General features: G+C 67.6%; 18 protein-coding genes and 1 pseudogene. 13 read left to right on the top strand and 6 right to left on the bottom strand.

Going from position 1 to position 23,272, the window contains the following annotated elements; genetic code table 11:
* The first annotated feature begins 339 nt into the window (after nt 1–339).
* From wrbA to AC1D1T_RS12140, 4 genes are all read left to right on the top strand, one after another.
* A complete protein-coding gene (gene wrbA / locus AC1D1T_RS12155; RefSeq protein WP_477825084.1) occupies nt 340–942 on the top strand; it encodes an NAD(P)H:quinone oxidoreductase in 603 nt (200 codons plus the stop codon).
* A 241-nt stretch (nt 943–1,183) separates the two neighbouring features.
* A complete protein-coding gene (locus tag AC1D1T_RS12150) occupies nt 1,184–1,498 on the top strand; it encodes a c-type cytochrome (protein ID WP_477825083.1) in 315 nt (104 codons plus the stop codon).
* Between the two features lie 16 nt (nt 1,499–1,514).
* Entirely contained in the window at nt 1,515–1,988 is a 474-nt protein-coding gene (locus tag AC1D1T_RS12145; RefSeq protein ID WP_465111298.1) for a (2Fe-2S)-binding protein, read from the top strand.
* Between the two features lies 1 nt (nt 1,989).
* The gene (locus AC1D1T_RS12140; protein ID WP_477825082.1) at nt 1,990–4,167 is read left to right on the top strand and encodes a xanthine dehydrogenase family protein molybdopterin-binding subunit; all 2,178 of its coding nucleotides are present in this window, start codon (nt 1,990–1,992) and stop codon (nt 4,165–4,167) included.
* A gap of 12 nt (nt 4,168–4,179) precedes the next feature.
* Here the strand turns inward: AC1D1T_RS12140 and AC1D1T_RS12135 are convergent, their stop codons facing one another.
* Nucleotides 4,180–5,118 carry a LysR family transcriptional regulator gene (locus AC1D1T_RS12135; protein ID WP_465111300.1) on the bottom strand — a complete coding sequence of 313 codons (939 nt, stop codon included), beginning with the start codon at nt 5,116–5,118 and terminating at the stop codon, nt 4,180–4,182.
* 141 nt (nt 5,119–5,259) lie between these two features.
* On the opposite strand from AC1D1T_RS12135, the gene AC1D1T_RS12130 reads away from it, so the two are divergent.
* The 9 genes from AC1D1T_RS12130 to AC1D1T_RS12090 all read left to right on the top strand — a co-directional run bounded on the left by AC1D1T_RS12130 (nt 5,260) and on the right by AC1D1T_RS12090 (nt 20,154).
* Nucleotides 5,260–5,721, top strand: coding sequence for a VOC family protein (locus tag AC1D1T_RS12130; protein ID WP_465111301.1), 462 nt, complete (start codon nt 5,260–5,262; stop codon nt 5,719–5,721).
* 130 nt (nt 5,722–5,851) lie between these two features.
* A complete protein-coding gene (locus AC1D1T_RS12125; protein ID WP_197066764.1) occupies nt 5,852–6,292 on the top strand; it encodes a hypothetical protein in 441 nt (146 codons plus the stop codon).
* A gap of 5 nt (nt 6,293–6,297) precedes the next feature.
* Nucleotides 6,298–8,529, top strand: coding sequence for a patatin-like phospholipase family protein (locus tag AC1D1T_RS12120; RefSeq protein WP_477825081.1), 2,232 nt, complete (start codon nt 6,298–6,300; stop codon nt 8,527–8,529).
* 203 nt (nt 8,530–8,732) lie between these two features.
* Nucleotides 8,733–13,883 (top strand): choice-of-anchor D domain-containing protein, encoded by a 5,151-nt coding sequence (locus tag AC1D1T_RS12115; RefSeq protein ID WP_477991922.1) that lies wholly within the window; start codon nt 8,733–8,735, stop codon nt 13,881–13,883.
* Nucleotides 13,793–18,148, top strand: a complete 4,356-nt coding sequence (locus tag AC1D1T_RS12110) for a polymorphic toxin-type HINT domain-containing protein (protein WP_477991921.1) — start codon at nt 13,793–13,795, stop codon at nt 18,146–18,148. The genes AC1D1T_RS12115 and AC1D1T_RS12110 overlap by 91 nt, the downstream gene beginning before the upstream one ends.
* On the top strand, nt 18,145–18,651 hold the full coding sequence (locus AC1D1T_RS12105; protein WP_477828286.1) for a hypothetical protein: 507 nt from the start codon (nt 18,145–18,147) through the stop codon (nt 18,649–18,651). The genes AC1D1T_RS12110 and AC1D1T_RS12105 overlap by 4 nt, the downstream gene beginning before the upstream one ends.
* A gap of 72 nt (nt 18,652–18,723) precedes the next feature.
* Nucleotides 18,724–19,212, top strand: coding sequence for a hypothetical protein (locus AC1D1T_RS12100; RefSeq protein ID WP_477828287.1), 489 nt, complete (start codon nt 18,724–18,726; stop codon nt 19,210–19,212).
* A 60-nt stretch (nt 19,213–19,272) separates the two neighbouring features.
* Entirely contained in the window at nt 19,273–19,518 is a 246-nt protein-coding gene (locus AC1D1T_RS12095; protein WP_477840286.1) for a hypothetical protein, read from the top strand.
* Between the two features lie 225 nt (nt 19,519–19,743).
* Nucleotides 19,744–20,154 (top strand): hypothetical protein, encoded by a 411-nt coding sequence (locus tag AC1D1T_RS12090; RefSeq protein ID WP_477827604.1) that lies wholly within the window; start codon nt 19,744–19,746, stop codon nt 20,152–20,154.
* On the opposite strand, the gene AC1D1T_RS12085 is transcribed toward AC1D1T_RS12090, so the two are convergent.
* From AC1D1T_RS12085 to AC1D1T_RS12065, 5 genes and pseudogenes are all read right to left on the bottom strand, one after another.
* Complete coding sequence (locus AC1D1T_RS12085) at nt 20,151–20,399, bottom strand: RNA 2'-phosphotransferase (RefSeq protein WP_477827605.1); 249 nt, start codon at nt 20,397–20,399, stop codon at nt 20,151–20,153. The two genes, AC1D1T_RS12090 and AC1D1T_RS12085, sit on opposite strands and share 4 nt — an antisense overlap.
* Nucleotides 20,373–20,483: pseudogene (locus AC1D1T_RS12080) on the bottom strand (RNA 2'-phosphotransferase); the annotation flags it as partial. The gene AC1D1T_RS12085 and the pseudogene AC1D1T_RS12080, both read right to left, overlap by 27 nt.
* A 30-nt stretch (nt 20,484–20,513) precedes the next feature.
* Nucleotides 20,514–21,050: a hypothetical protein gene (locus tag AC1D1T_RS12075; RefSeq protein WP_477827603.1), complete on the bottom strand. Its 537-nt coding sequence runs from the start codon at nt 21,048–21,050 to the stop codon at nt 20,514–20,516.
* Nucleotides 21,047–21,739, bottom strand: a complete 693-nt coding sequence (locus AC1D1T_RS12070; RefSeq protein ID WP_477827602.1) for a hypothetical protein — start codon at nt 21,737–21,739, stop codon at nt 21,047–21,049. Before AC1D1T_RS12070 ends, AC1D1T_RS12075 begins: the two co-directional genes overlap by 4 nt.
* A partial coding sequence (locus tag AC1D1T_RS12065; protein WP_477991920.1) for a GspE/PulE family protein occupies nt 21,729–23,272 on the bottom strand: 1,544 nt, incomplete at its 5' end. The genes AC1D1T_RS12065 and AC1D1T_RS12070, both read right to left, overlap by 11 nt.

Below are 23,272 nucleotides of genomic sequence, written 5' to 3'. Positions count from 1 at the left end.
TCCCTGCGGGATGGCCGCGTTGAGGGTCTTGCATCGAAGAAGCCTTGTGGCACGGTCGGGTGCTGCTGTCGGTGGGGCAGCGCACTCACGACCCAAGGGCACGCGGTCTGCTTGGCGAGCGTGAACGCGAGACTGCCGTTCACCTGGCGTCGATGCTGCGCTTCCTGTCTCTGCATCAGCCCAGGACAGGGAGCCGCCCATCCGGGAGGAAGCGCGCGTGGTGGTGTAGGACGGCACGCCCCGACTGTTCAGCTGTTTTGAAGCCTGCGTTCGCTCCCGTGCAATCCGCGCCGGCTGCCGGCGCCCAGAATGCGCTCAGCCCACCAACCAGGAGCAGACATGGCAGCCAAGGTTCTCGTCCTCTACTACAGCAGCTACGGCCACATCGAGACGATGGCCCAGGCCGTCGCCGAAGGTGCGCGCGGCACCGGTGCCACGGTCGACATCAAGCGCGTGCCGGAAATCGTGCCCGAGGCCGTCGCGAAGGCCTCGCACTTCAAGCTCGACCAGGCCGCGCCGATCGCGACCGTCGACGAGCTGCCGAACTACGACGCGATCATCTTCGGCGTGCCGACCCGCTTCGGCAACATGGCCGCGCAGATGAAGAACTTCCTCGACCAGACCGGCCCGCTGTGGTTCGCCGGCAAGCTGATCGGCAAGGTCGGCTCGGTGTTCGCCAGCACGGCCACGCAGCACGGCGGCCAGGAGAGCACCATCCTCAGCACGCACACCGTGCTGCTGCACCAGGGCATGGTGATCGTCGGCCTGCCGTACGCCTGGCAAGGCCAGATGAAGCTCGACGAAGTGACCGGCGGCAGCCCGTACGGCGCGACGACGATCGCCGCCGGCGACGGCTCGCGCCAGCCCTCGGCCAACGAGCTCGAAGGCGCGCGCTTCCAGGGCCGCCACGTGGCCGAGATCGCGGCCAAGTTGGCGCGCTGATCGCACGCGTTCCCCGGCCGGCCACCCACGGCCGGCCGAATGGCTTCGGCGCCCTGCCGAGGCCTCTGTCAGCGCGTCCGTCGACGATTGCCGCGACGCTACCCGTCGCACCGCGCGCTGACTATCGACATCCGGTTCACACGCCATCGCGCGCACAGCGCTACCCGACGAGGAGACGCGTCCCTAGACTGCGCCCCGATCGGCCCCAGCCATGCACCCCACCCCTCGCGAAAGGTCCCCGATGTCTTCCTTCATCCGCGCCGCCACCCTGGCCGCCATCGGCGTTGCACTCGCCGCACCCGCCTCGGCCAGCGAAGCCCTGGCCCGCAAGTACGCCTGCACCGCCTGCCACCAGGTCGACAAGAAGCTGGTCGGCCCGTCGTTCAAGGACATCGCGGCGAAGTACGCCGACGGCAGCGTCGATGCGAAGCAGCTGGCCGCTCGCATCAAGGCCGGCGGCTCGGGCAAGTGGGGCGCCATCCCGATGCCGGCGCAGGCCCAGGTGCCGCCGGCCGACCTGGACGCGATCGCCGCCTGGATTCTCGCGACGAAATGAAGCACAAGGATCCCCGATGAAAACCACGCTCAGCATCAACGGCACGCCGCGCCAGGTGGATGTCGATCCCGACACGCCGCTGCTGTGGGTCATTCGTGACGTGCTCGGCATGACCGGCACCAAGTTCGGCTGCGGCATGGCCTTGTGCGGCGCCTGCACGGTGCACCTCGACGGCCAGCCGATCCGCTCTTGCGTGACGCCGGTCGAATCGATCGGCCGCCGCCGCATCTCGACGATCGAGGCCATTGCGCAGACCCCCGTGGGCCGCCAGGTGCAGAAGGTCTGGACGATCAAGGAAGTGCCGCAGTGCGGCTACTGCCAGTCCGGCCAGATCATGGCGGCCACCGCGCTGCTGCGCGACAACCCGGCGCCCACCGATGCCGACATCGACGCCGCGATGTCGGGCAACGTCTGCCGCTGCGGCACCTACGTGCGAATCCGCGAGGCGATCAAGCAAGCCGCCCGTGAACTCGCCGCACCGAAAGCCTGACATGCACGATTCGAATTCCCTCCCCACCGTGGGCGCCACGCTGTCGCGCCGTTCCTTCCTCGCGTCTGCCTCGGCGGCCGGCGGTGCGCTGGTGCTCTCGTTCCACCTGCCCGACGCGAATGCGGCCGCGGCAAGGAGCACGCCCACGGTGTTCGCGCCCAACGCCTACGTGCGCATCGGCGCTGACGACAGCGTGACGATCGTCGTCGCGCTGGTCGAGATGGGGCAGGGCACGTTCACCTCGGTGCCGATGTTGATCGCCGAGGAGCTGGAGGTCGATCTGGCGAAGGTCAGGCTCGAACAGGCGCCGCCGGACGAGAAGCGCTACGGCCACCCGCTGTACGGCATCCAGGTGACCGGCGGGTCGGGCTCGATGCCCGCTGCCTGGAAGGTGCTGCGCCAGACCGGCGCCACCGCCAAGGCCATGCTGCGCAGCGCGGCCGCGCAGACTTGGCGAGTGGCCGAAGGCGAGTGCGTTGCAGCAAACGGCGCGATCCGGCATGTGCCCACCGGCCGCCAGCTGCGCTACGGCGCACTGGCCGCCAAGGCGGCGACGCTGCCGGTGCCGAAGGATGCGCCATTGAAATCGCCGGCCGACTTCCGCCTCGTCGGCCGACCGGTGCACCGCCTGGACACGCCGTCGAAGGTCAACGGCACCGCGGTGTTCGGCATCGATGCGCAGGTGAAGGGCATGAAGTTCGCAGCGGTCGCCAACTGCCCGGTGATCGGCGGCCGCTTTCGATCGGTGGACGATCGCAAGGCGAGGGCGGTGAACGGCGTGCGTGCGGTCGTCAGTTCAGAGACCGCGGTGGCCGTCATCGCCGACCACCAGGGCGCGGCGAAGAAGGGGCTGGCCGCACTGGACGTGCAGTGGGACGAAGGTCCGTCGGCCGACTTCTCGAGCAAGCTGTGGGGCGAGCAGCTGGCGCAGGCGCTGAAAGGCACCGGCCTGGTCACCACGCGCGAGGGCGATGTCGACCAGGCGCTTGCCGGCGGCGCGCAACGCCTGAGCGCCGTCTACGAGGTGCCGCCGCTGGCGCACGCCGCGATGGAGCCGCTCAACTGCACGATCCACGTGACCCCGGGCCGCTGCGAGATCTGGGCCGGCACGCAGGCGCCCGCCCGCGCGCAGGCGATGGTCGCCGAGGCGCTGGGCCTGACGCCCGAGCAGGTGACGGTGCACAACTTCCTGCTGGGCGGTGGCTTCGGCCGCAAGCTCGACGTCGACTACATCGTGACCGCGGCGCAACTGGCTCGGCATGTGAGCTACCCGGTGAAGTTCGTCTTCAGCCGCGAAGAAGACATCCAGCACGACGCCTACAAGCCGTACTTCCGCGACGAGATGTCGGCCGCGTTGAACGAGCGCGGCGAGCTGGTGGCCTTCAGCCACCGCACCGCCGGCTCGTCGGTGATCGGCCGCTATGCGCCGCAGTGGGTCGCCAACGGGCTCGATGCCGACGCGGTCGACATGGCGGGCTCCTCGTACGACATCCCGAACAAGTACGTCGAGTACGTGCGCCATGAGCCGCCGAAGGGTCTGCTGACCGGCAACTGGCGCGGCGTCGGGCCCACGCACCATGTGTTCGTCGTCGAATCGTTCATCGACGAGGTGGCTGCCTTGGCCCAGGTCGATCCGGTGCGCTTTCGCGAGCGCATGCTGGGCCGCAACCCGAATGCACTCGCTGCGTTGCGGCTGGCCGCCACCCGGGCCGGGTGGGGCGAATCCGTGGGGGTGGGCCGGGGCCGTGGCGTCTGCGTGGCCGAGGCCTTCGGTGGGCATGCCGCGCTGGTCACCGACCTCACCGTCGCGAAGGACGGCAGCATCAAGGTCGACCGGATGGTCTGCGCGGTGAACTGCGGCCTGCCGGTCAACCCGGATGGCGTGGAGGCGCAGGTCCAGGGCGGCCTGCTGTTCGGCCTCACCGCGGTGCTGTACGGCAGCATCACCTTCGAGCGCGGCCGCGTGCTGCAGAGCAACTTCCACGACTACCCGCCGCTGCGCATCAGCGAGGTGCCGCAAGTGCAGGTGCACATCGTGCCGAGCGAGCAGCCGCCGGTGGGCGTCGGCGAGATCGGCACGGCGGTCGTCGCGGCCTCGGTGTTCAATGCGGTGTACGCGGCCACCGGCAAGCGGTTGCGCACGTTTCCGATCGACACCGCGCAGCTGAAGTCGGCTTGATGCCGCCCTGCGTCAGGGCGCTGCGCTCCAGTCCACCGCCTGCATGAACTGGATCAGCGCCCGCAGCTTGCCCGGCATCTGCCCGCGGTTCGGGTAGTACAGGTAGAAGGCCTCGCCGGGGCGCGTGAACTTCTCGAGCACCGGCACCACCCGGCCGGCCTGCAGTGCGGGCCGCGCGAACTGCTCGAAGGCCAACGCGAGCCCGTGGCCCTGCGCCGCGGCGTCCAGCGTGCAGCGCATCTCGCTGAATACCAGGCGGCCCTGCACCTCGATCGTCGCGGCCTTGCTGCCGCTGCCGAAGCGCCACGCGAAGAACTGGCTGCGGTTGCCGATGCGCTGGCGAATGCAGTCGTGCTGCAGCAGGTCTTCCGGCGTCGCCGGCTTGCCGCGCGCCTTCAGGTAGGCCGGCGAGCCGACGACCAGCAGCCGCTGCAACGGCCCGATCGGCACGCCGATCATGTCCTTCTGCAGCGCGTGCCCCAGGCGGATGCCGGCGTCGAACCCGCCCGTGATGATGTCGCTCAGCCCGTTGTCGACGGTCATCTCCAGCGTGATCTCTGGGAAGCGCTCCATGAACGGTTGCAGGTGCGGCTCGATCAGTGACGCGTAGGCCACGTACGAGGTGTTGATGCGCAGCAGCCCGTGCGGGCCGCTCGACACATCGCCCACCTCCTGCACCGAGCGCCGGATCTGCTCGAGCGCCGGTGCCAGCGTGCCCAGCAGTTGCGCGCCCGCTTCGGTCAGGCCGACGCTGCGCGTGGTGCGGTTGAACAGGCGGATGCCGAGCGAGGCCTCCAGCTGCTTCACGGTGCGCGAGATCGCCGTCGGCGTCACCTCCATCTCGGCGGCGGCGCGCGTGAAGTTCATGTGCCGGGCCACGCTCTCGAACGCGATCAGGCCGGGCAGGCTGATCGGCGGCTTGCTGTCTCTCGCAACCGGCTCCTGGTTCATCGGGTTCTCTCCGTGGATGGCGCGCGATTATGAAATGGAGGTTCAGAGTGCACCCCGGTGGTGTCGATTCTCTTTGCCGGGGCGCAAACCTACGCTTCGGTCATCGCAGTTTTCATCACCCCGGACAACGAGGACCCCACCATGCCCACCGTCAACATCCCCGCCACCCGCCCGGCCAGCCCGTTCGCCTCGATGAAGGGCCACCACGTCGCCGTGCGCGTGCCCGACTTCGACGTCGCGGTCCGCTGGTACACCGAGAAGCTCGACTTCCGCGTCGTGCACCAGTGGCCGTATGCCGACCAGCGGCTCGCCTACCTGGCCCCGGCGACCGACAACGACTTCTTCGTCGAGATCCTCGGCGACGGCCAGCCGCGGCCGATTCCCAAACCCGTCTACAGCGACCTCGGCGACAGCCTGCGCCTGGCCGGCTTCCATCACTTCTGCCTCAACGTCGCCGACATGGAGGCCACCGTGGCCGAGCTGCGCCGCCGCGAGGTCCACATCGTCACCGAGCCTTTCGAGCTGCCGGTCATCGGCCGCAAGCTGGCTTTCATCGCCGACCCCTTCGGCAACCTGATCGAGCTGGCGCAAGTCGTCTCGTGAGCCGGAGAACCCGGTGACCCGAACCCTTCCACCGCCGAGTTCCGGGCAGCGGCCACGGTAGACTCCCCGCGCAGCACAACGAGCCGCGCGTGTCGACGCGCGGCCAGCCCTGTTCTCCGGAGGAAGCCTGATGCGCGCGATGAAATGGTTGCTGGTGCCCCTGGTCCTGGTGGCCCTGGTGGTGCTGTATTTCTTCCTCGCGGTGAAATGGAGCTACTCCGACGGCGAGCGCGCCGGCTGGGTGCAGCAGCTGTCGCGCAAGGGCTGGGTCTGCAAGACCTGGGAAGGCGAGCTGGCCCTGGTGTCGCTGCCCGGCAGCACGCCCGAGAAATTCCGCTTCACGATCTGGGACGAGGCCACCGCCGACAAGGTCAACCTCGTGATGGGCAAGCGCGTCGCGCTGCACTACGAGCAGAAGGTCGGCTTGCCGGGCAGCTGCTTCGGCGAGACCCGCTACTACATCACCGGCGTGCGCGTGCAGGACGAGATCTCGCTCGCGCCGGGCGTGATCGTGCCGGTGCCGGCCCAGCCTGCCGCATCGACCGCACCAGCGGCAGCCTCCAGGCCCTGACGGCGATGCGGGCCGCAGGCCTCTGCCTGATCGCCAGCCTGCTCGGGGCGGCGATCACGCAGCAGGCAGCAGCGGCCGAGCCCCTCACCACGCCCGCTCCCACCACGCAGCGCCCGCGCATCGGCCTGGTGCTGTCCGGCGGCGGTGCCCGTGGCGGCGCGCACATCGGCGTGCTGAAGGTGCTGGAGGCGCTGCATGTGCCGGTCGACGTGATCGTCGGCACCAGCGCCGGCGCGATCGTCGGCTCGGCTTACGCGAGCGGGCTGCCGCTGTCGGAGATCGAGCGCGAGATGGCGGCGCTGAACACCGCGGTGCTGTTCCGCGACATCGACCGCGACGAGGTGCCGCTGCGCCGCAAGCTCGACGACGCCACCAACTTCATCGGCCCGGAGTTCGGCCTCGGCCCGCACGGTCTCTCGCTGCCGAAGGGCGCGGTGGCCGGCGTCTCGCTCGAGGTGGTGCTGCGCCGGCTGACGCGCCGCCAGGCCACGACCGATTTCGACCGGCTGCCGATCCCGTTCCGCGCGGTCGCGACCGACCTCGCCAGCGCCGAGATGGTGGTGCTGTCGCACGGCCAGCTCGCGCTGGCGGCGCGCGCGAGCATGGCGATCCCCGGCGCGGTGAACCCGGTCGAGATCGACGGCCGCCTGCTGGTCGACGGCGGGCTCAAGCGCAACCTGCCGGTGGACGTCGCGCGGCGGCTCGGCGCCGATGTCGTGATCGCGGTGAACATCGGTACACCGTTGCTGCGGCGCGAGCAGATCACCTCGGTGGTGTCGGTGTCGGACCAGATGCTGCGCATCCTGATCGGCGCGAACGTGCAGCAGTCGCTGGCCGAACTGAAGCCGGGCGACGTGCTGATCACGCCGGAGCTGGACGAGATCAGCTCGTCGGCCTTCGAGCAGCTGGCCGAGGCGGCGCGCCGCGGCGAGCGGGCCGCGCAGGCGGTGGCCTCGCAGCTCGCGCCGTACGGGCTGCCGGCCGGGACCTATGCGGCGCTGATGGCCTCGCGCTTCGCATCGCCGGGCGACACGGCCGCGCCGATCGACGAGGTGCGCGTGGTCGGCACGCGCGTCGTCAACCCCGAGGTGGTGCTCGCGGCGATGGAGACGCGCGCCGGCGCGCCGCTCGATGCGCAGCGCATGGACCGCGACATCAAGCGCATCTACGCGCGCGGAGATTTCGAGGCGGTGAACTACACGCTGAGCGACGAGCCCGGCAGCGGCCGCGTGCTGCTGGCCGAGGTGAGCGAGAAATCGTGGGGCCCGAACTACCTGCGGCTCGGGCTCGGGCTGTCGTCCGACTTCGAGGGCAACTCCTTCTTCAACCTGTACGCGAGCCACCGCTGGACCTGGCTGAACGCGCTCGGTGCCGAATGGCGCAACGACCTGCAGATCGGCCGAACCGACCGGCTCGCGAGCGAGTGGTACCAGCCGCTGACCGAGCGCCAGCGCGTGTTCGTCGCGCCACGCATCGAGCTGCAGGACGAGCCGTTCGACCTCTACGACCGCGACAGCGGGCTGCGGGTCGCGCGCTTCCGGCGCGAATCGGCCGAGGCCGGCATCGACCTGGGGCTGCCGCTCGGCAGCGCGGGCGAGGCGCGGCTGGGATTGGTGCGCGGCAGCGTGAAGTTCACCGATGACACCACGTTCATCCGCGCCGAGGACCTGATCCAGCGCACCGACACCGGCGGCGTGCTCGCGCGCGTGCGCTTCGACCAGCTCGACAGCCTGCGCTTCCCGCGCAACGGCTGGGCGGGCGATGCGCGGGTGTACTTCTCGCGCGCGCGGCTGGGCGCGCAGGACGACTACACGCGGGCGTCAGCCAACCTGCAGGGCGCGCATTCATGGGGGCCGCATGCGCTGCGCGGCGCGCTGAAGGCCGGCGGCAATCTGAAGCAGGGGCCGCTGCCGTCGTACGAGCTGTTCAGCCTGGGCGGCTTCCTGCAGCTGTCGGGCTACCGCACCGGGCAACTGCTCGGCACCGAGATGCGCTTCGGGCGCGTGGCCTACAACTACCGGCTGGCCGGGCCGGGGCTGCTGGACGGCATCGTCGTCGGCGCGTCGCTCGAGGCCGGGCGCATCGGCGACTCGGTGTTCGGCGCCGACAAGGACCGGCTGCGCCGCGGGGGGGCGCTGTACCTCGCGCTGGACACGCTGGTCGGGCCGGTGTACCTCGCGCTGGGGGTGGCGGATTCGGGGAACCGGGCGGCGTATTTCTTCCTGGGGCAGCCGTAGCGCGGTACGAATGGACCTCCTCAAGGTTGATGAAATCCGCGTGGGCGCGATGAAAAAATCGGACGCGCATCGGTAGACTGCGCACACCGCAGCGGCAGACCACTGCCGCGCGGGTTGCCAGTGCCCCACAGGGCCGAAGGCGACACACCTCTCCCTCGTTGTCATTGGATGCACGGTCGACGACCGTGCGCTGGAGGACTCTCTTGGAACTGATCTGTGCGTCGCGGCGTGTCCGTGGCTTGGTGGTGTCGTGCGTGGGCGCGCTGGCGCTGGTCGCTCTTTCTCTGCCGGCCTGGGCTCAACTCTCGGTCGGTCAGGACGGCCAGCCGGGCTATCAGCATCCGATCGCGGTGCCGCCGGGCATTGCCGGCATGGTGCCCACGATCGCGCTGGCGTATGGCGGTGACGGCAACGGCCCGGTGGGCCACGGCTGGTCGCTGACCGGCGTCTCGTCGATCGCGCGCTGCGGCGCGAACCTCGCGACCGACGGCCGCATTCGCGGCGTCGACAACACGGCGGCCGACAAGCTGTGCCTGGACGGCCAGCGGCTGATCCAGACGAGTGCGACGGGCGTGCCGATGGCGTTCCCGCAGACCGACGACAGCGCAGGAGGCAGCGGCCTGCTGCGCGAGTTCCGCACCGAGCGCGATTCGTTCGCGCGCATCCGGGCCTATGGATCGGGTGGCAATGCGCCGGCGTACTTCAAGGTGTGGACCAAGGACGGCCGGGTCTACGAGTACGGCAACAACAGCAACTCGACGGCCGATGCGGCCGTGACGGCCCAAGGCACCGGCGTCACCACCACCTGGCTGGTGAGCCGGGTGAGCGACCGGCGAGGCAACTACATCGACTACCAGTACCAGCAGCGCGACGGGCTGGCCTGGGGCAGCGGCACGGTGGCCGGCACGCCGATCGCGGGGCACGACTGGAGCCTGCGCGAGATCCGCTACACCGGCACGCCGACGCAGGCGCCGGGCAACAAGGTGGTGTTCAGCTACGACGACCTGCCGGCGCTCGCCCCCACCGGCAAGCCGCAGGCGCGGCGTGAAGCCTACGTGGCCGGCAGCAAGCTGCTGAACCTGCAGCGGCTCGCGCAGGTGCAGAGCTTCGTGAACGTGAACACCACGCCGCTGAAGGTGAAGACCCTGCGGCTCGCCTACGACAGCGGCGCGGTGACCAACCGCAGCCGGCTGACGCGGCTGACCGAATGCATCGGGGCGGCCGAGTCGTCGTGCTTCCCGCCGGAGACTTTCGACTACGCCGCCGACGGCAGCGACGCGTACCAGCGCAACGCCGCGTTCGCGGCCAGCAGCCTGGCAACCCTGACGATGCAGAGCACGGTGGTGCTGCGCGACAACCTGCGCTTCTCGAACTACGGCGTCATCACCGCCGATTTCGACGGCGACGGCAGAACCGACATCATCCGCTGGTCCGACAACCCGGCCGAGAACCAGCTCCATCTCAGCAACGGCGACGGCACGTTCCGGCAGATGGCCGGCTTCAACATCACCGGCAGCGACCAGAAGCTCTTCGACAGCAGCGGTTGCTACAGCACGCGCGTGGCCGATTTCAATGGCGACGGGTTGCCGGACCTGCTGCGATTCAGAGGCGGCAACTCGACGAACCTGGTGTCGAACTCCGCGTGTTCCGGCACCAGCGATCTCTACCTGAACAACGGCAACGGCAGCTTCACGCGCAAGGCGATCACCGGCGTGACGCTGAACGAGGCCGTCAGCCGCGACAACCTGAAGTTCCTGCATGGCGAGGCGCAGGTCGGCTGGCTGGGTTGGGCGCCGGGAAACACGTTCTACCTGCTGGACCTTGACAACGACGGCCTGCTCGACGTCGTCACGTCGACGCTGGACTTCCAGCCCACCGTGTTCGAGCCGTCGTCCGATCCCTGTGCGAGCAAGGTCTGCACGCGCGTCTTCAAGGGTGACGGCCAGGGCGGGTTCACCGAGCAACCCACCAACGCGACGCACTGGAACTTCTATGCGACGCCCGAAGGCCCGTACTCGCTGGGCCAGCCCGGGCACATCGCTGACCTGGACAACGACGGCATGCCCGACCTGGTGGATGCCGGAATGATCGGCTCGGACAGCGAACTGGTGGTATCGCAACGCGCGTGGCGCTCGCGCGGCGACTTCTCGTTCGACCCGATGCCGGTGACATACTTGAGCTGCCAGCAGCGGCTGGACCTCAATGGCGACGGCCGCCCCGACTGCCTGGACAAATTCGGTCGGTCGTTGCAAGCATCGGATGGCGCGAGAGGTCTGTTGAGGGTCGCCAACTACCAATCGCCCGGCCTGTGGGATCAGATCTGGACCGGCACCGGCGCGAACTTCATCCCGTCCGCCGGCTTCGTGATCGGCGACGTGAACCGCGACGGCCGCGACGACATCCTCAGCTGGAAGGACGACCCGACGAAGAACGCGCTGTACCTCAGCAACGGCGACGGCACCTACAGCGCGTCGACCACGTTCAACCTGGTCACGGCCAACGACCAGCTGCAGAAGAGCGACAGCTCGGCCGCCTTCGTGACCGGTGACTTTACCGGCCGTGGGGACGTGGAGATCCTGCGCCTGAAGGCGTCCGCATCGCCGGGCGACGGCAGCAGCAACCAGCTCTATGTGAAGACCGGCTCGTCGCTGCCGCCGGACCTGCTGGTCGGTGCGACCTCGCCGCAGGGCCTGAAGACGATGCTGACCTGGGTGTCGATGGCCAACCCGGCCAGCGGCGCGCTCGGCAACCGCTACCTCAACGACCGGGGTGGCCCGAACGCAGCGGTGTACCCGCTGTTCGACGTGACGAACGCGAGCTACATCGTCGCCAGCAGTGTGCGCGACAGCGGCGTCGGCGGCGGCACGGTGCGCGAGGAGTTCCGCTACAGCGGCGCCAAGGGCGCCCATGACGGGCGCGGCGCACGCAGCTTCCGCGAAGTGCGCAGCCAGCGGCAGGTGCCCGATGGCAGCACCCTCTCGCAATCCAGCGAGGTGCTGCACATGCACCCCTACATCGGCTCGCCGGCGCGCGTGAAGACCTGGCGCGGAGCGCTGGATGCAAGCTCGCCGGTGTTGCTGAGCGACGCGACGAACATCTATTGCGAGAAGTCCGCATCGCCGAGCGCCGAGGCCGCTGCAACCGTCACGGCGCCTTGCCTTGTACCGGCCAGCGTCAGGCTGCAGCGCCCCTATCCCTACAAGAGCATCAAGGCGGCCAAGGAGTTGAACGGCGACGCGATGCCGGTCACGACGGTGACGAGCTCGTTCAACGAGACCGGCGACCCGAAGGTGGTGACGACGACCATCAGCGGCACGGCGGCCGGTGGTGTGGCACAAGTCATCAGCGAGACGGCGACCCACCTGTACCGCGATGACGACATCGGCGATGACCGCTGGTTCCTGGGTCGCGTGGAAAGCGCGACGCAGCTGCGGACGGCACCGAACAGCCTGGCGAGCGTCGGCGCGAGCGCCGGCACGGCGCCGGGGGCGACCGCCACGCGCGGCACGGCACCGGCGGCCACGGTGAGCGCGCCGTCCTTCCCGACCACGCAGGTCGGGCAGACGAGCAGCGGCACCGCGACACTGACCAACACCGGTGGCACGCTGATCGGCGTGACGGTTCCGACGGCAGCGGCGGTGGCGTCGGCCTCGGGCAGCGAGTTCAGTTTCTCGGGCACGAGCTGCGGCACGAGCCTGGCGGCCGGTGCCTCGTGCACGGTGACCGTGAGTTTCACGCCGGCAGCGGCCGGTGCGCGCAGCGGCGGGTTGAACGTCAACACCGAGCTGGGTGTGAGATCGGCCGTGCTGTTGGGGACCGGTCAGGCGCAGTCTGGCAGCCTGAGTGCTGTGGACTTCGGCAGCGTGGCCGTGGGTAGTGCGCCGACGCTGACGTCGACGCTCGCCAACACCGGTGTCGGCCCGTTGAGCGTGACAGTGCCGACTGTCTCTTCGGTCGGCGGTACCGACTTCGGCTTCGTCTCGACGACCTGCGGCAGTTCACTGCCGGTGGGTGGCACGTGCACGGTCACCGTGCGCTTCCAGCCGACGGCGAATGCAGCGCGCAGCGGCAGCGTGAGCATCGGCACCGGAGCGGGGACGCTGTCGGCCGCGCTGAGCGGCACAGGCCTGCAATCGGTGATTGCGGTGTCGGCCAATGGCGCGGCAGGCCTGTCGGCGCAGAAGGGTGGTGCAGCGGGTAGCGGTATCGTCACCTTCACGAACGGCGGCAACCTGGCGGCGACGCTCACGATGTCGGGCCTGAGTGCACCTTACTCGGTGAGCCCGGCAAGCTGCGTGGCGCCCGCGGGCGGCACCTGCTCCGTGACGGTGTCGATGACGACGGCAGGCGGGATTGGCGCGCAAGGCGGCCAGACCTTGACGGCCACCGGCGGCACGACCGGCGCGGTGTCGGCCCCGGTGGCGGGCACGCTGCTCGGCTCGGCGATCTCGGTCACCGGCAACGGCGCGACCGCCTTGAGTGCCACGAAGGGTGGCAGTGCTGCCTCCGGCACGGTGAGCTTCACCAACAGCGGCAACCAGGCAGCAACGCTGACGATGTCGGGTCTCGGTGGCGCGTACAGCGTGGCCCCGGGCAGCTGCACGGTCGACGCGGGCGGTACGTGCGTGGTGACGGTGTCGATGAGCACGGGCAACGGCATCGGCGCGCAAGGTGCGCAGACGCTGGTGGCGACTGGTGGATCCTTGGGTGCGGCATCGGCCACGGTATCGGGCACGTTGACTGGCTCGGCGGCGACGCTTGTCGGCGGCAACCTGAGCTATGGCACGGTGAACCAGAACTCGGCGGCGCCGCAGAACGTGATCGCGTGGCGCAACGACGGCAACGTSCCGATGGCGCTGTCGGGCTTGTCTGGTTTGCCKGGCGTGTTGAGYGTGGTGAGCAACRGCTGTACCAATGTGGCGCCTGGCYTGGCGTGCACCATGACGGTTCAGCTGGCCACGGGCAGCTTGACGAACTTCAACCAGACGGTGAGCACGGTGGGTGCGACGGTGAACGCGTTGACTACGGCCAGCGGCACGGTGCAGACCATTCCCGGCGCGCTGTTCAACCTGAGCACGACCGCGACTTCGACGACCACSTACACGACGATCACGCTGACGGTGGCGAACCCGTACAGCGCGGCGCAGACGATCACGGCGGTGACCCAGAGCGATGCGGCCACGGGCGGCACGAGCACCTGCACTGTGGGCGGCAGCGTGGCGGCGTCACCGGGGAGTTGCACCTTCCAGTGGATCTACGACCGATGCACCGCGCGCACGGTGAACTTCAGCGTGAAGAACGCGTTCGGCACGGCGACGACGAGCAAGGCCATCGTGAAGGGGACCTGCCTGTGAAGCGCATCAACCAGACCATGAAGAGCCTGTTCGCAGCAATCGTGTGGGTGGCGGTGAGCTCCGCCCACGCACAAGCCCAGTTGCCGCCGGTGACGGGCGTGGCCGACCCGTTCAGCTACGCCCGCACGAAGAACTTCACCTACCTGCCCGATGGCCTGGTGGACACCGAGACGACCGAGCTCGGCGACGTGCAGCAGTGCGTGGTGAAGAAGTACATCTACGACGATGCCGGCAACCGCACCGGAGCGACGCAGCAGAACTGCACCGGCGCGAGCGGTGATGCGTTGTTCGCGCCACGCTCCGCCACGACGACCTATGGTGCGCAGACGGTGACCGTCGCCGGCATCAGCGCCGTCGTGCCCCGGTGGACGGCACCGAGCAGCAGCAAGAACGCGTTGCAGCAGGAGGAAACGCAGACGGTGGACCCGCGCTTCGGCACCGTGCTGAGCAAGACCGACGCGAACGGGCTGACCACGCGTTGGGAGTATGACGATGCGGGCCGCGCGACGCGCGAGATCCACGCGGACGGCACGCGTGTGATCACGGCGTACTGCTACATCGCGGGCCGGGTGAACGCGGCGGGCGACACCTCGACCAACAGTCCGACGTGCCCGAGCCCGAGCGCGGCCGAGATCCCCGCTGACGCGATGATGTTCACGCACGTGGAGCCGCGCGATGCCAGCGGAGCCGAGGGCGTCAAGAACGGCCCGTTCACCCGCAAGTACGTGGACCGGGCGGGCCGCGCGCTGCGGCAGGTGAGCGAGGCCTTCGACGGATCCACGCAACCCGGCGGCACGAACCGGCTGATCGTCACCGACACCGAGTACGGCGACCTGGGCCAGGTGGTGCTGCAGACGCAGCCGTACTTCCTGGACAGCGGGTCGTCGACGAGCACGGGCAGTGCCGACGTGGGCTTGTCGCGCACCGAGTACGACGCGCTGGGCCGGGTGCTGCGCATCTACACCGCCGACAGCCAGGGCAGCCAGCCGAGCGTGAGCTTCGGCACCCGCGGCAGCCGCAGGGCGCGAGTGTCGACCTCGGTGTATGGCGCGTTGGTGGTGGTGTCGACCGATGACCGCGGGCAGGTGCGCACCGAGGAGAAGAACGTCGAAGGGCGCACGATCCGCATCACCGACCCGTTGGGCGCGCAGATCGTTCACCAGCACGACGCGTTCGGCAACCTGGTGGCGACGAAGGATGCGCTGCAGAACACGGTGCAGATCAGCTACGACCTGCGGGGCAACAAGCTCAAGCTGACCGACCCGGATGCCGGGGTGATCGAGTACCGCTACGACGCACTGGGCCAGGTGGTGCGGCAGCAGAACCCGCTGCAGGCGCAGCGCGGCGGGCAGACGACGATGCAGTACGACGTGCTCGGCCGGATGACGCTGCGCAGCGAGCCGGAGTACCAGAGCACCTGGACCTACGACAACTGCGCGATGGGCATCGGCAAGCTGTGCGCGACGAGCGCCAGCACCGACATGAGCCAGCAGTGGGTGTACGACAGCCTGGGCCGGATGGTCAGCAACCGCACGACGGTGGCGAACGGGCCGAGCTTTGCGAGCGCGCTGAGCTATGACGCGAACGGCCGGCAGGCGACGCAGACCTGGCCGACCGGGCTGACGGTGAACTACGGCTACACGTCGAAGGGCTTCCTCGGCAGCGTGTCGCTGGCGACGGCGGTGACGGTGAACCCGCTGCCGGCGACCCCGGGCGGCACGCCGGGCGCGAGCGTCACGCTGCCGGCCGGTACGGTGCTGTGGCAGGCGCAGGCCTACAACGCCTGGGACCGGCTGGAGCAGCAGAAGTACAGCAGCGCGGTGGTGAGCACCTCGGCCTACGAGGCCTTCACCGGCCGGGCCAGCGGCCTGGTGTCGGGCAAGGCGGGTGCGACCACCGTGCTGAACCACGGCTACGTGTGGGACAGCCTGGGGCGGCTGACGAACCGCAACGATGCGAACGGCGATGGCGCCACCGGTGCGGTGACGGAGAACTTCGAGCACGACGCGCTGGGCCGGCTGCAGCGCTACACGGTGGCCGCCCCTGCGATCAGCGGTTTGGTTCGTACGGTGAGCCTGCAATACAACGCGCTGGGCAGCATCCTCTACAAGAGCGATGTCGGGGTGTACAGCTACGGCGCGCAAGGTGCGAATGCGGTGCGGCCGCATGCGGTCCAGGGCATCGAAGGCGCGGCAGCCAACACCTACGGTTTCGATGCGAACGGCAACATCGCCAGCGCGACGGCGGGCAAGTACCGCGGGATCACGTACACGGGCTTCAACCTGCCGGACAGTCAGTCGGGCGTGCAAGGGCCGGCAGGCGGGCCGAGCTACGTGTGGAGCTACGACGAGGACCATGCCCGCATCCGTGAGGTGCGGACCATCCCGAGCGGCACGAACGCTGGCACCCGAACCACGTGGTACCTGCACCCGGACAATACCGGCGGCTTGGCATTCGAGAGCGAGGTCAATGCGCCGACGAGCCCGAGTGCGGCGAACCCGGCCGTCACCAGTAACCGCCACTACCTGAGCGCAGGGGGCCAGAGCCTCGGCGTGCTGGTCACTACCGGAGCGCTGCCGACACTCGGCGCGACCCAGACTGCACCGCCCGTGCAATCCAGCCTGACCGCGGTGAAGCTGGAGTACTGGCACAAGGACCACCTGGGCAGCATCGCGGCGACGACCGACCACAACGGCGACGTGACGGCCCGTGACGCGTATGACCCGTTCGGCAAGCGCCGCTTCGCGAACGGCAACTACGACGCGGCCGGCACGCTGGTGATCGACTGGAGCCCAGCCGTCAACAGCGGCACCGATCGTGGCTTCACCGGCCATGAGCAGCTCGATGACATCGGGCTCACGCACATGAACGGCCGCATGTATGACGCGACCATCGGGCGCTTCCTGTCGGTGGACCAGCTCGTCAGCGATCCGTCGGACCTGCAGGCCTACAACCGCTACAGCTACGTGCGCAACGATCCGCTGGCAAGGACGGATCCGAGCGGATGGGCGGATGACAAGCCGAGCAAGACATGGGAGCCGTTCAAGGGCGGCTATTTCATGACGACGATCATTCTCAATGCACCTGAACCGCGATCTTCGGAGTTGAAGGCCTACATTGCTGATGCCTTTGCGAATGCGAGGTTGCCGAACAATTCCGCAGGTGGAACGACGAGCAGTACATCGACCCTTGCGAGCGCGGCGAGGGACACCGGACGGGCGGCCTACAACGTGGGTATGGAAGCGCACCCGCTGGTCAGCGTTGCAAGCTCGATTGCGACCGCCTACAACATGGCCGGCGAGGTCCTCGGTATGTTGGGCGTGCAGCAGCCTGATCGGATGCCGGTTGCCTCAGAGAAACTGCGCAGCAAATACGAGTCGCCGACCTTTGGTTTGGTTGCCGAGGTGGGCATGGGCCTTCTCGCAGGACGTGCTGCTGGGGGTTTTGGCAACGGCGTGCGGGCTGTCGCCGCCACTGCAGAACGCGAGATGTTTGCGCTGTGCTTCGTCGCGGGGACGTTGGTAAGCACATCAGAAGGACTCAAACCGATCGAACGGATCAGGGTCGGCGATCTCGTGGCGGCGCGCGATGAAATCACAGGTGTCACGCGGTGGCAACCTGTCGTGGGCTTGTTCCACCATCAAGACCAGGCAGTGCTGCAAGTCACCTATGTGAGTGAATCGGGGGAAGAGGAAACCATTGGTGTTACGCCTGAGCATCCGTTCCAGGTTCAAGGCCGCGGATGGGTTTCTGCCGGAGAGCTAGTCGCTGGTGATCGGATCGAGCGCTTGGGCTCAGGTGCTCTGACCGTCGGACACGTGGAGAAGGACGCCTCACGGCATGACACGTACAACTTCGAGGTGGCAGAGTTTCATACATACTTCGTTGGCCGACTTGGTGCCTGGGTGCATAACGCGTGTAAGGTGGAGTTTGGAAGTGGATTGGGCGGACGCCTCGGCAACGAAGCTACTCGTGCGCATGTCGGTGAAGTTGCAACCGAAATGGAACGACGCGGCTGGAAGATCACGGGCGGCGGCGGACGCGGTCCGGAGGAGTATCTTCCTGGACCTGGTGGAGCGCGTCGAGGTTCGTCTTATCCTGACATTACGGCGGTTAAAGATGGCAAAACCCTTCGGCTGAATACGGTAGATACGCGAGCTGACGGTGTCACACTCACTACTCGAGAAGCAACCAACGCGAACAGAATCAGGGCACAAACAGGAGAGCATGTTTTGACGATTCCTAAACCGCGAGATCCAATATGAGCAGAAAGCTGACCCCTTTTTTTGCAACTCATGCTGACTTCGTCGCTGTTGCTCGGCAGATCGCAGCAGTTCGACCAGTCGATTTTGTTCAGGGTGGATTGTTCGCTGAGCCAAAAGTAGTGATGCTGGCCGACGTTGATGGGTTGATCCCATTTGAGACATACCTCATTGTCGATCGTGGCGTCTCAGTCAATCTGCGAGTTGTATCTCAGCGGGCCGGTGGTCAGATGTACGCAGTGGATCAAGTCAATAATCCGCAAACCATTGCATTGCAAACAGGGGGCAGGCACGGCGAGTATCAATTAATTGCCGGGCAGATCGGAACCGTCGGAAATGGCGCACAATCTGACGAGCTATACGCCATTTTTGCGAAAAACATTCGAAAGCAATTTGAGAAGATTAAATCGTTTTATGTCGGACCAGAGGCGGTTTCCATGCTCGATGCCGGTATCAGATTGTCCGCTACGCCGAAGTCTCCCCAAGCCTACGATCTTGTTAGGTAGCGTGTCGGGTCTGAGGTTCGTGCAGGCGCGGCGGAACTCATGGGAGTCACTTTGAGCGATGGGAGTTCTGTTGTGCACATTGAACTGCGTCTCAAGGCAGCGCGCGATTTCGCAACCCGTTCCTACAACTCGAACGAAGACGATGTTCGATCAATCCTGATAGATGTTTGTCGCGCGACGGAGTCTCAGAGTGAATTCGTGCTGTCTGGCTTTGGCCAGCAGCGTTGGCCAGTGGACGTGGGAACCGACTTGCCGGTTTTCCTGGAGCAATTGCCATCTGCGCTTCACGCTGTCAATCAGAATATGGCGACGACTGTTGATTTTTATGAGCAAGGCGTCGAGCGCTCCATCTCGCTGGAACCGTTGGGCCGCGGATATATTGCGACATGTGCGAGTCAGACCGACTGGCAGCCCAATCCTACGACTGAGGATATTCCTGGTGATGAACTGGCGGACATGCTATTGGCAGCTAGAGACGCCTTCATGTCAGTCTTGGTAGAGACGGCTCCCGATTTGGCCAAGCATCCGTGGATACGAAATTGGCTTAGAGGGATGGAATAAGGAGCGGCCTCGAATGGGGTGTGACAAGATTTTAATCCGGCTGAACAAGTGCAAAGTTCCATGCGTCAGACTGTCATCTATTGCAATACGACCGCAGCTGTCACTGAACTGATCATTGAGCCTTGGGCCGAGTTGTACCTTATCGAATCGGGCGCGCAAATTGAAGTAACGGGCGTTGGAGGTGAGGCAGAGTCCTGCTTTGAGATTCACCACGCTGGAAGAGGTTTGATCGTGTTTGGATGGGTAAATTCCATTGTGACCGTGACGCGTGATGGCAAGGCGCTGGAACCGAGCCCTCAGCAATAGGAGTCGGCATGCCCCATCTGACCGCGAGATTGCCGCTTCAGAACGAGAGCTCTACGCCCGTCAAGGTGCTGTTGGAGCCGCTCTCCGAATACTTCTTCGTTCTGCCCGGAGAGAGCATTGAAAATTAGACAGTCTCGTTCTGGCCGGCCAGTGGAGGCTTCGAGTTGTTCTTTGAAGGAAGAAGTGTCTGGGAGCAGATTTGAGGGACTTGCTCGGAGCAATGCATTGAACAAGTCGATTGGCTCGATAGCCTGGCCGAAGAGCGCAAATGAATCCCTGCGATCGCTTCTGCTCTACATGATGAGAGTCGTTGGGCGACTCGGCATTTCATTCGGCTCTTCCGCCCATGACCCTCTGTCGACCGTCAAAGGGCTTCTCGCCGGGGAACTCTCTGAGGATGACAGGCGTGTCGCTCTTGCTCATTGGTGGAAAGCCGTGGACGAAAGAGGACTGCGGAATTTCGAGAGCGGTGAGGCAGTTGTTGCTCGTCTTGCCGTGTGCCTTCTTTACCCGAGCAAAGAAAATGTGTCGGGCCAGGACGACCAGCTGTCATGGTTCCTGGAAGTGCTCGGTTTCCTCGGCGCAGACGTTGACGAGGCGATTGCCGTCATGGAGGAGCATTTCGACTTTGTTTAGCGGGCTACCAGAAATTCCCGAGGCACCTGATCCGTGAGCCAGACGCCGTTGTCCGCCCGATAGAACTTGAACCCGGCAGCGTGCATGCGAAGCGCGTCAACCGTCAGCTCGACAGGCTTGCCATGACGCTGCCCCACCAAGTGCGCCGTTGCTTCATCGGCCGACAGGTGCACCTGCTGTCGCGACTGCGGCTGCAGCAGTTCGTCCCGTGTGAGCCGCGTTCCCGCGGCATCACTCTTGGCAATCAGCTCATCGATGACGGCCCAGCCCTGCGCATCCAGCGTCAGGCCGATGGTGTCTGGCTGGTGCCGAAGAATGAGGCTCAGGAACTTGCTGAGCTGTCATCGCGAGATCCCATGTCATTCCCTCCCACGCCACCGCGAGACGATCAACGCCGTCGGCCGCCCGCTGGCACCCTGTGCCGTCCCCTGCGCCGTCGCCAGGATCCACCGCTCGCTCGGCTCCCCGGCGTTGAGATCCTCCAGGTACTTCAGCAGCGCCTCGTAGCTTGAGAACTCGACCTGCACGCGCACGGTCGCGTCGGCCGCGCTGATGTCCACCGACACCGGCAGCACGCCCACCGTGCCCACCGATTCGAGCGAGGCCAGCGCGGCGTCGACCGGCACGCGCTGCAGCTTCAACGCCGCCTGCGCATCGGCGGCATAGGCCGGCGGCGGCTCGTTCGGCAGCTCGGCGCGCCGCGACGCCTGGTGCGCCAGTGCGTCGACGCGCGCATTCCAGTCCTGCATTTGCGCACGCACGCCGGCCGTGTCCTCGCGCACCGTCCAGCCCCATGCCGCCAACGCCACCGCGGCCACCAGCAACAGCACCGTCGCGCCCCACCAGGCTCGCCCCGGCGGCCGGCGGCGGATGAAATCGGCCTCGATGCGCCTCATGCCCACGCCTCCATCACCGCATCGTCCAATCCCGCGCCCGCCGACAGCACCACCCGCACGCCCTCGCCGTCGGCGATCCCGAGGCTCAGCACCGAGCGCTGCAGCCATGCCGCCGCATGCTCCGGCGACGGCAACGGTGCACAGGTGGCCGTCGCGCTGAACACCCCGTCGCGGCCGGCCAGCACCACCAGGCTCTCCGGTTCCGCGACGACGATGCGCGACAGCGCCGGCTGCGCGTCCAGCGCCCGCGCCAACGCCGCCGTCCACCACGGCCGCATCGCAACAGCGCGCACGCCATGCGCCGCCAGCACACGCTCGATCGTCTCGCGCGTCGCCGTCTCGATCGCCACGCCCAGCACCGCGTGCCCAGGCGGCGCCGCATCCAGCCACACCTCGCATGGCCCGGTCAGCCCGGTCTCATCGGGCGCCAGCGCCTCGGCCAGCCGGCGTGCCTCGGTCCAGCTCTGCAGCCCCGGCACCGGTTGCACGATGAACGGCCGCGCCACGCTGCCGGCCAGCCACAGCCTGAGCTGCGGCCGGCGCACCGCGGCATCGGCCTTCAGTGCCGCTGCAACGGCCGTCACGCCGGCTTCCAGCCCGTCGGCCGGCTGCCACTGCCACGGCTGTTCACCGAAGCGCCACGCCACCCCACGCAAGCCCAGCCAGGCCTGCGCGCCCTCAGATCGCACCGACGACACGCCGCACCTCCTCGATCGTGGTCTGGCGTTGCAGCACCCGCCGCACCGACTGCTGGTCCAGCGTCAGCGTGCCGCCCGCATACGCATGCCCCTTCAGCACCGACAGCGGCGAGCCCTCGGTCACGTGGTCGCGGAACGCATCGTCGATCACGTGCACCTCCGAGATCACGAAGCGCCCCTTGTAGCCCGAGCCGTGGCACAGCGGGCAGCCCACCGCCAGCGGCACGCGCACGCCGTGTTCCGCGACCACGCCCAGCCACTGCGCCTCGCGTGCAGTCGCGTCACGCTCGCCGGCGCAATCGGCGCACAGCCGCCGCATCAACCGCTGCACCACCACCCCGTTCAGCGACGACATGAAGCCGAACATGTCGAGCCCGAAATGCCGGAAGCGGCCGATGATGTCGGTCAGGCTGTTCGCATGCACCGTCGTGAACACCGCGTGGCCGGTCAGCGCCGACTGCACCGCGATCTCGGCCGTCTCGGCATCGCGGATCTCGCCGACCAGGATGCGGTCCGGGTCATGCCGCAGGATCGAGCGCAGCCCTTTCGCGAAGGTCAGCCCCTTGCGCTCGTTGACCGGAATCTGCAGCACGCCCGCCAGCTCGTACTCCACCGGGTCCTCGATCGTGATGATCTTCTCCAGCCCCGTGTTGATCTCCGACAGCGCCGCATACACCGTCGTCGTCTTGCCGCTGCCGGTCGGCCCGGTCACCAGCATCATCCCGCTCGGCGCCATCGACAGCTCGCGGATCAGGCCCGCGCCGATCGCGTCGAAGCCCAGCAGGTCGAGCGACACCGTCGCATCGCTCTCGCGCAGCTGGGCCTTGTCGAGCAGCCGCAGTACCGCGTCCTCGCCGAACACGCTCGGCATGATCGACACGCGCAGGTCGATGCGCCCACCCTGGATGTCGATCCGAAAACGCCCGTCCTGCGGCAGCCGCCGCTCGGTGATGTCGAGTTGCGCCAGCACCTTGATGCGCGAGATCACCTCCTCGGCCTGCGTCGCACCGTCGAGCCGCGCAAAGCGCGCCATCACGCCGTCGAGCCGGTGCTTGACCGTCACGCCACCGCGGTCGCATTCGAAATGGATGTCGCTCGCACCGGCCTGGAAGCCGGCGCGGATCGCGCTGTCGACGAAGCCGACGATCGGCCCGTCGGCCACGGCCGCGGGCTTCGCGGCTTCTTCGCGCACCGCTGCCCCATCGGTCTCCCCCAGCCAGGAGCGCATCGCCTGCGTGCTCGCGGCTGCCGGCTGCAGCGCTTCGCCGACGCGCCCGCTGATGCGGCGCAGCTTCGCGTCGTCCCATGGGTCTTCCATCGCGAGCCAGCGTTGCCGGGCCCCGTCGACCGTGAGCGCGACGACCACGCAGCGCGCCTGCACCGCCTGCTCGCGGCTCCACGCCGACCAGTCGGCCGCCGCGTCGCCGGCCGCTTCCAGCACCGCGACGCCGGCCTCCTCGCGCAGGCGGCGCGCCAGGCCCGGCGGCGCGGTGCGCTGCAGCACGTCCAGCACCGTGCCGGCGC

The sequence above is a fragment of the Rhizobacter sp. P2_H3 genome, assembly GCF_056403355.1.
This window is presented reverse-complemented; position numbering and strand designations above follow the sequence as displayed.

Coding starts and splice junctions, on each gene's coding strand:
- AC1D1T_RS12145 (WP_465111298.1), top strand. CDS start 1,515: ATGAAAACCACGCTCAGCATCAACGGCACGCCGCGCCAGGTGGATGTC.
- wrbA (WP_477825084.1), top strand. CDS start 340: ATGGCAGCCAAGGTTCTCGTCCTCTACTACAGCAGCTACGGCCACATC.
- AC1D1T_RS12150 (WP_477825083.1), top strand. CDS start 1,184: ATGTCTTCCTTCATCCGCGCCGCCACCCTGGCCGCCATCGGCGTTGCA.
- AC1D1T_RS12105 (WP_477828286.1), top strand. CDS start 18,145: ATGAGCAGAAAGCTGACCCCTTTTTTTGCAACTCATGCTGACTTCGTC.
- AC1D1T_RS12095 (WP_477840286.1), top strand. CDS start 19,273: ATGCGTCAGACTGTCATCTATTGCAATACGACCGCAGCTGTCACTGAA.
- AC1D1T_RS12125 (WP_197066764.1), top strand. CDS start 5,852: ATGCGCGCGATGAAATGGTTGCTGGTGCCCCTGGTCCTGGTGGCCCTG.
- AC1D1T_RS12075 (WP_477827603.1), bottom strand. CDS start 21,050: ATGAGGCGCATCGAGGCCGATTTCATCCGCCGCCGGCCGCCGGGGCGA.
- AC1D1T_RS12120 (WP_477825081.1), top strand. CDS start 6,298: ATGCGGGCCGCAGGCCTCTGCCTGATCGCCAGCCTGCTCGGGGCGGCG.
- AC1D1T_RS12140 (WP_477825082.1), top strand. CDS start 1,990: ATGCACGATTCGAATTCCCTCCCCACCGTGGGCGCCACGCTGTCGCGC.
- AC1D1T_RS12135 (WP_465111300.1), bottom strand. CDS start 5,118: ATGAACCAGGAGCCGGTTGCGAGAGACAGCAAGCCGCCGATCAGCCTG.
- AC1D1T_RS12110 (WP_477991921.1), top strand. CDS start 13,793: ATGCACCGCGCGCACGGTGAACTTCAGCGTGAAGAACGCGTTCGGCAC.
- AC1D1T_RS12130 (WP_465111301.1), top strand. CDS start 5,260: ATGCCCACCGTCAACATCCCCGCCACCCGCCCGGCCAGCCCGTTCGCC.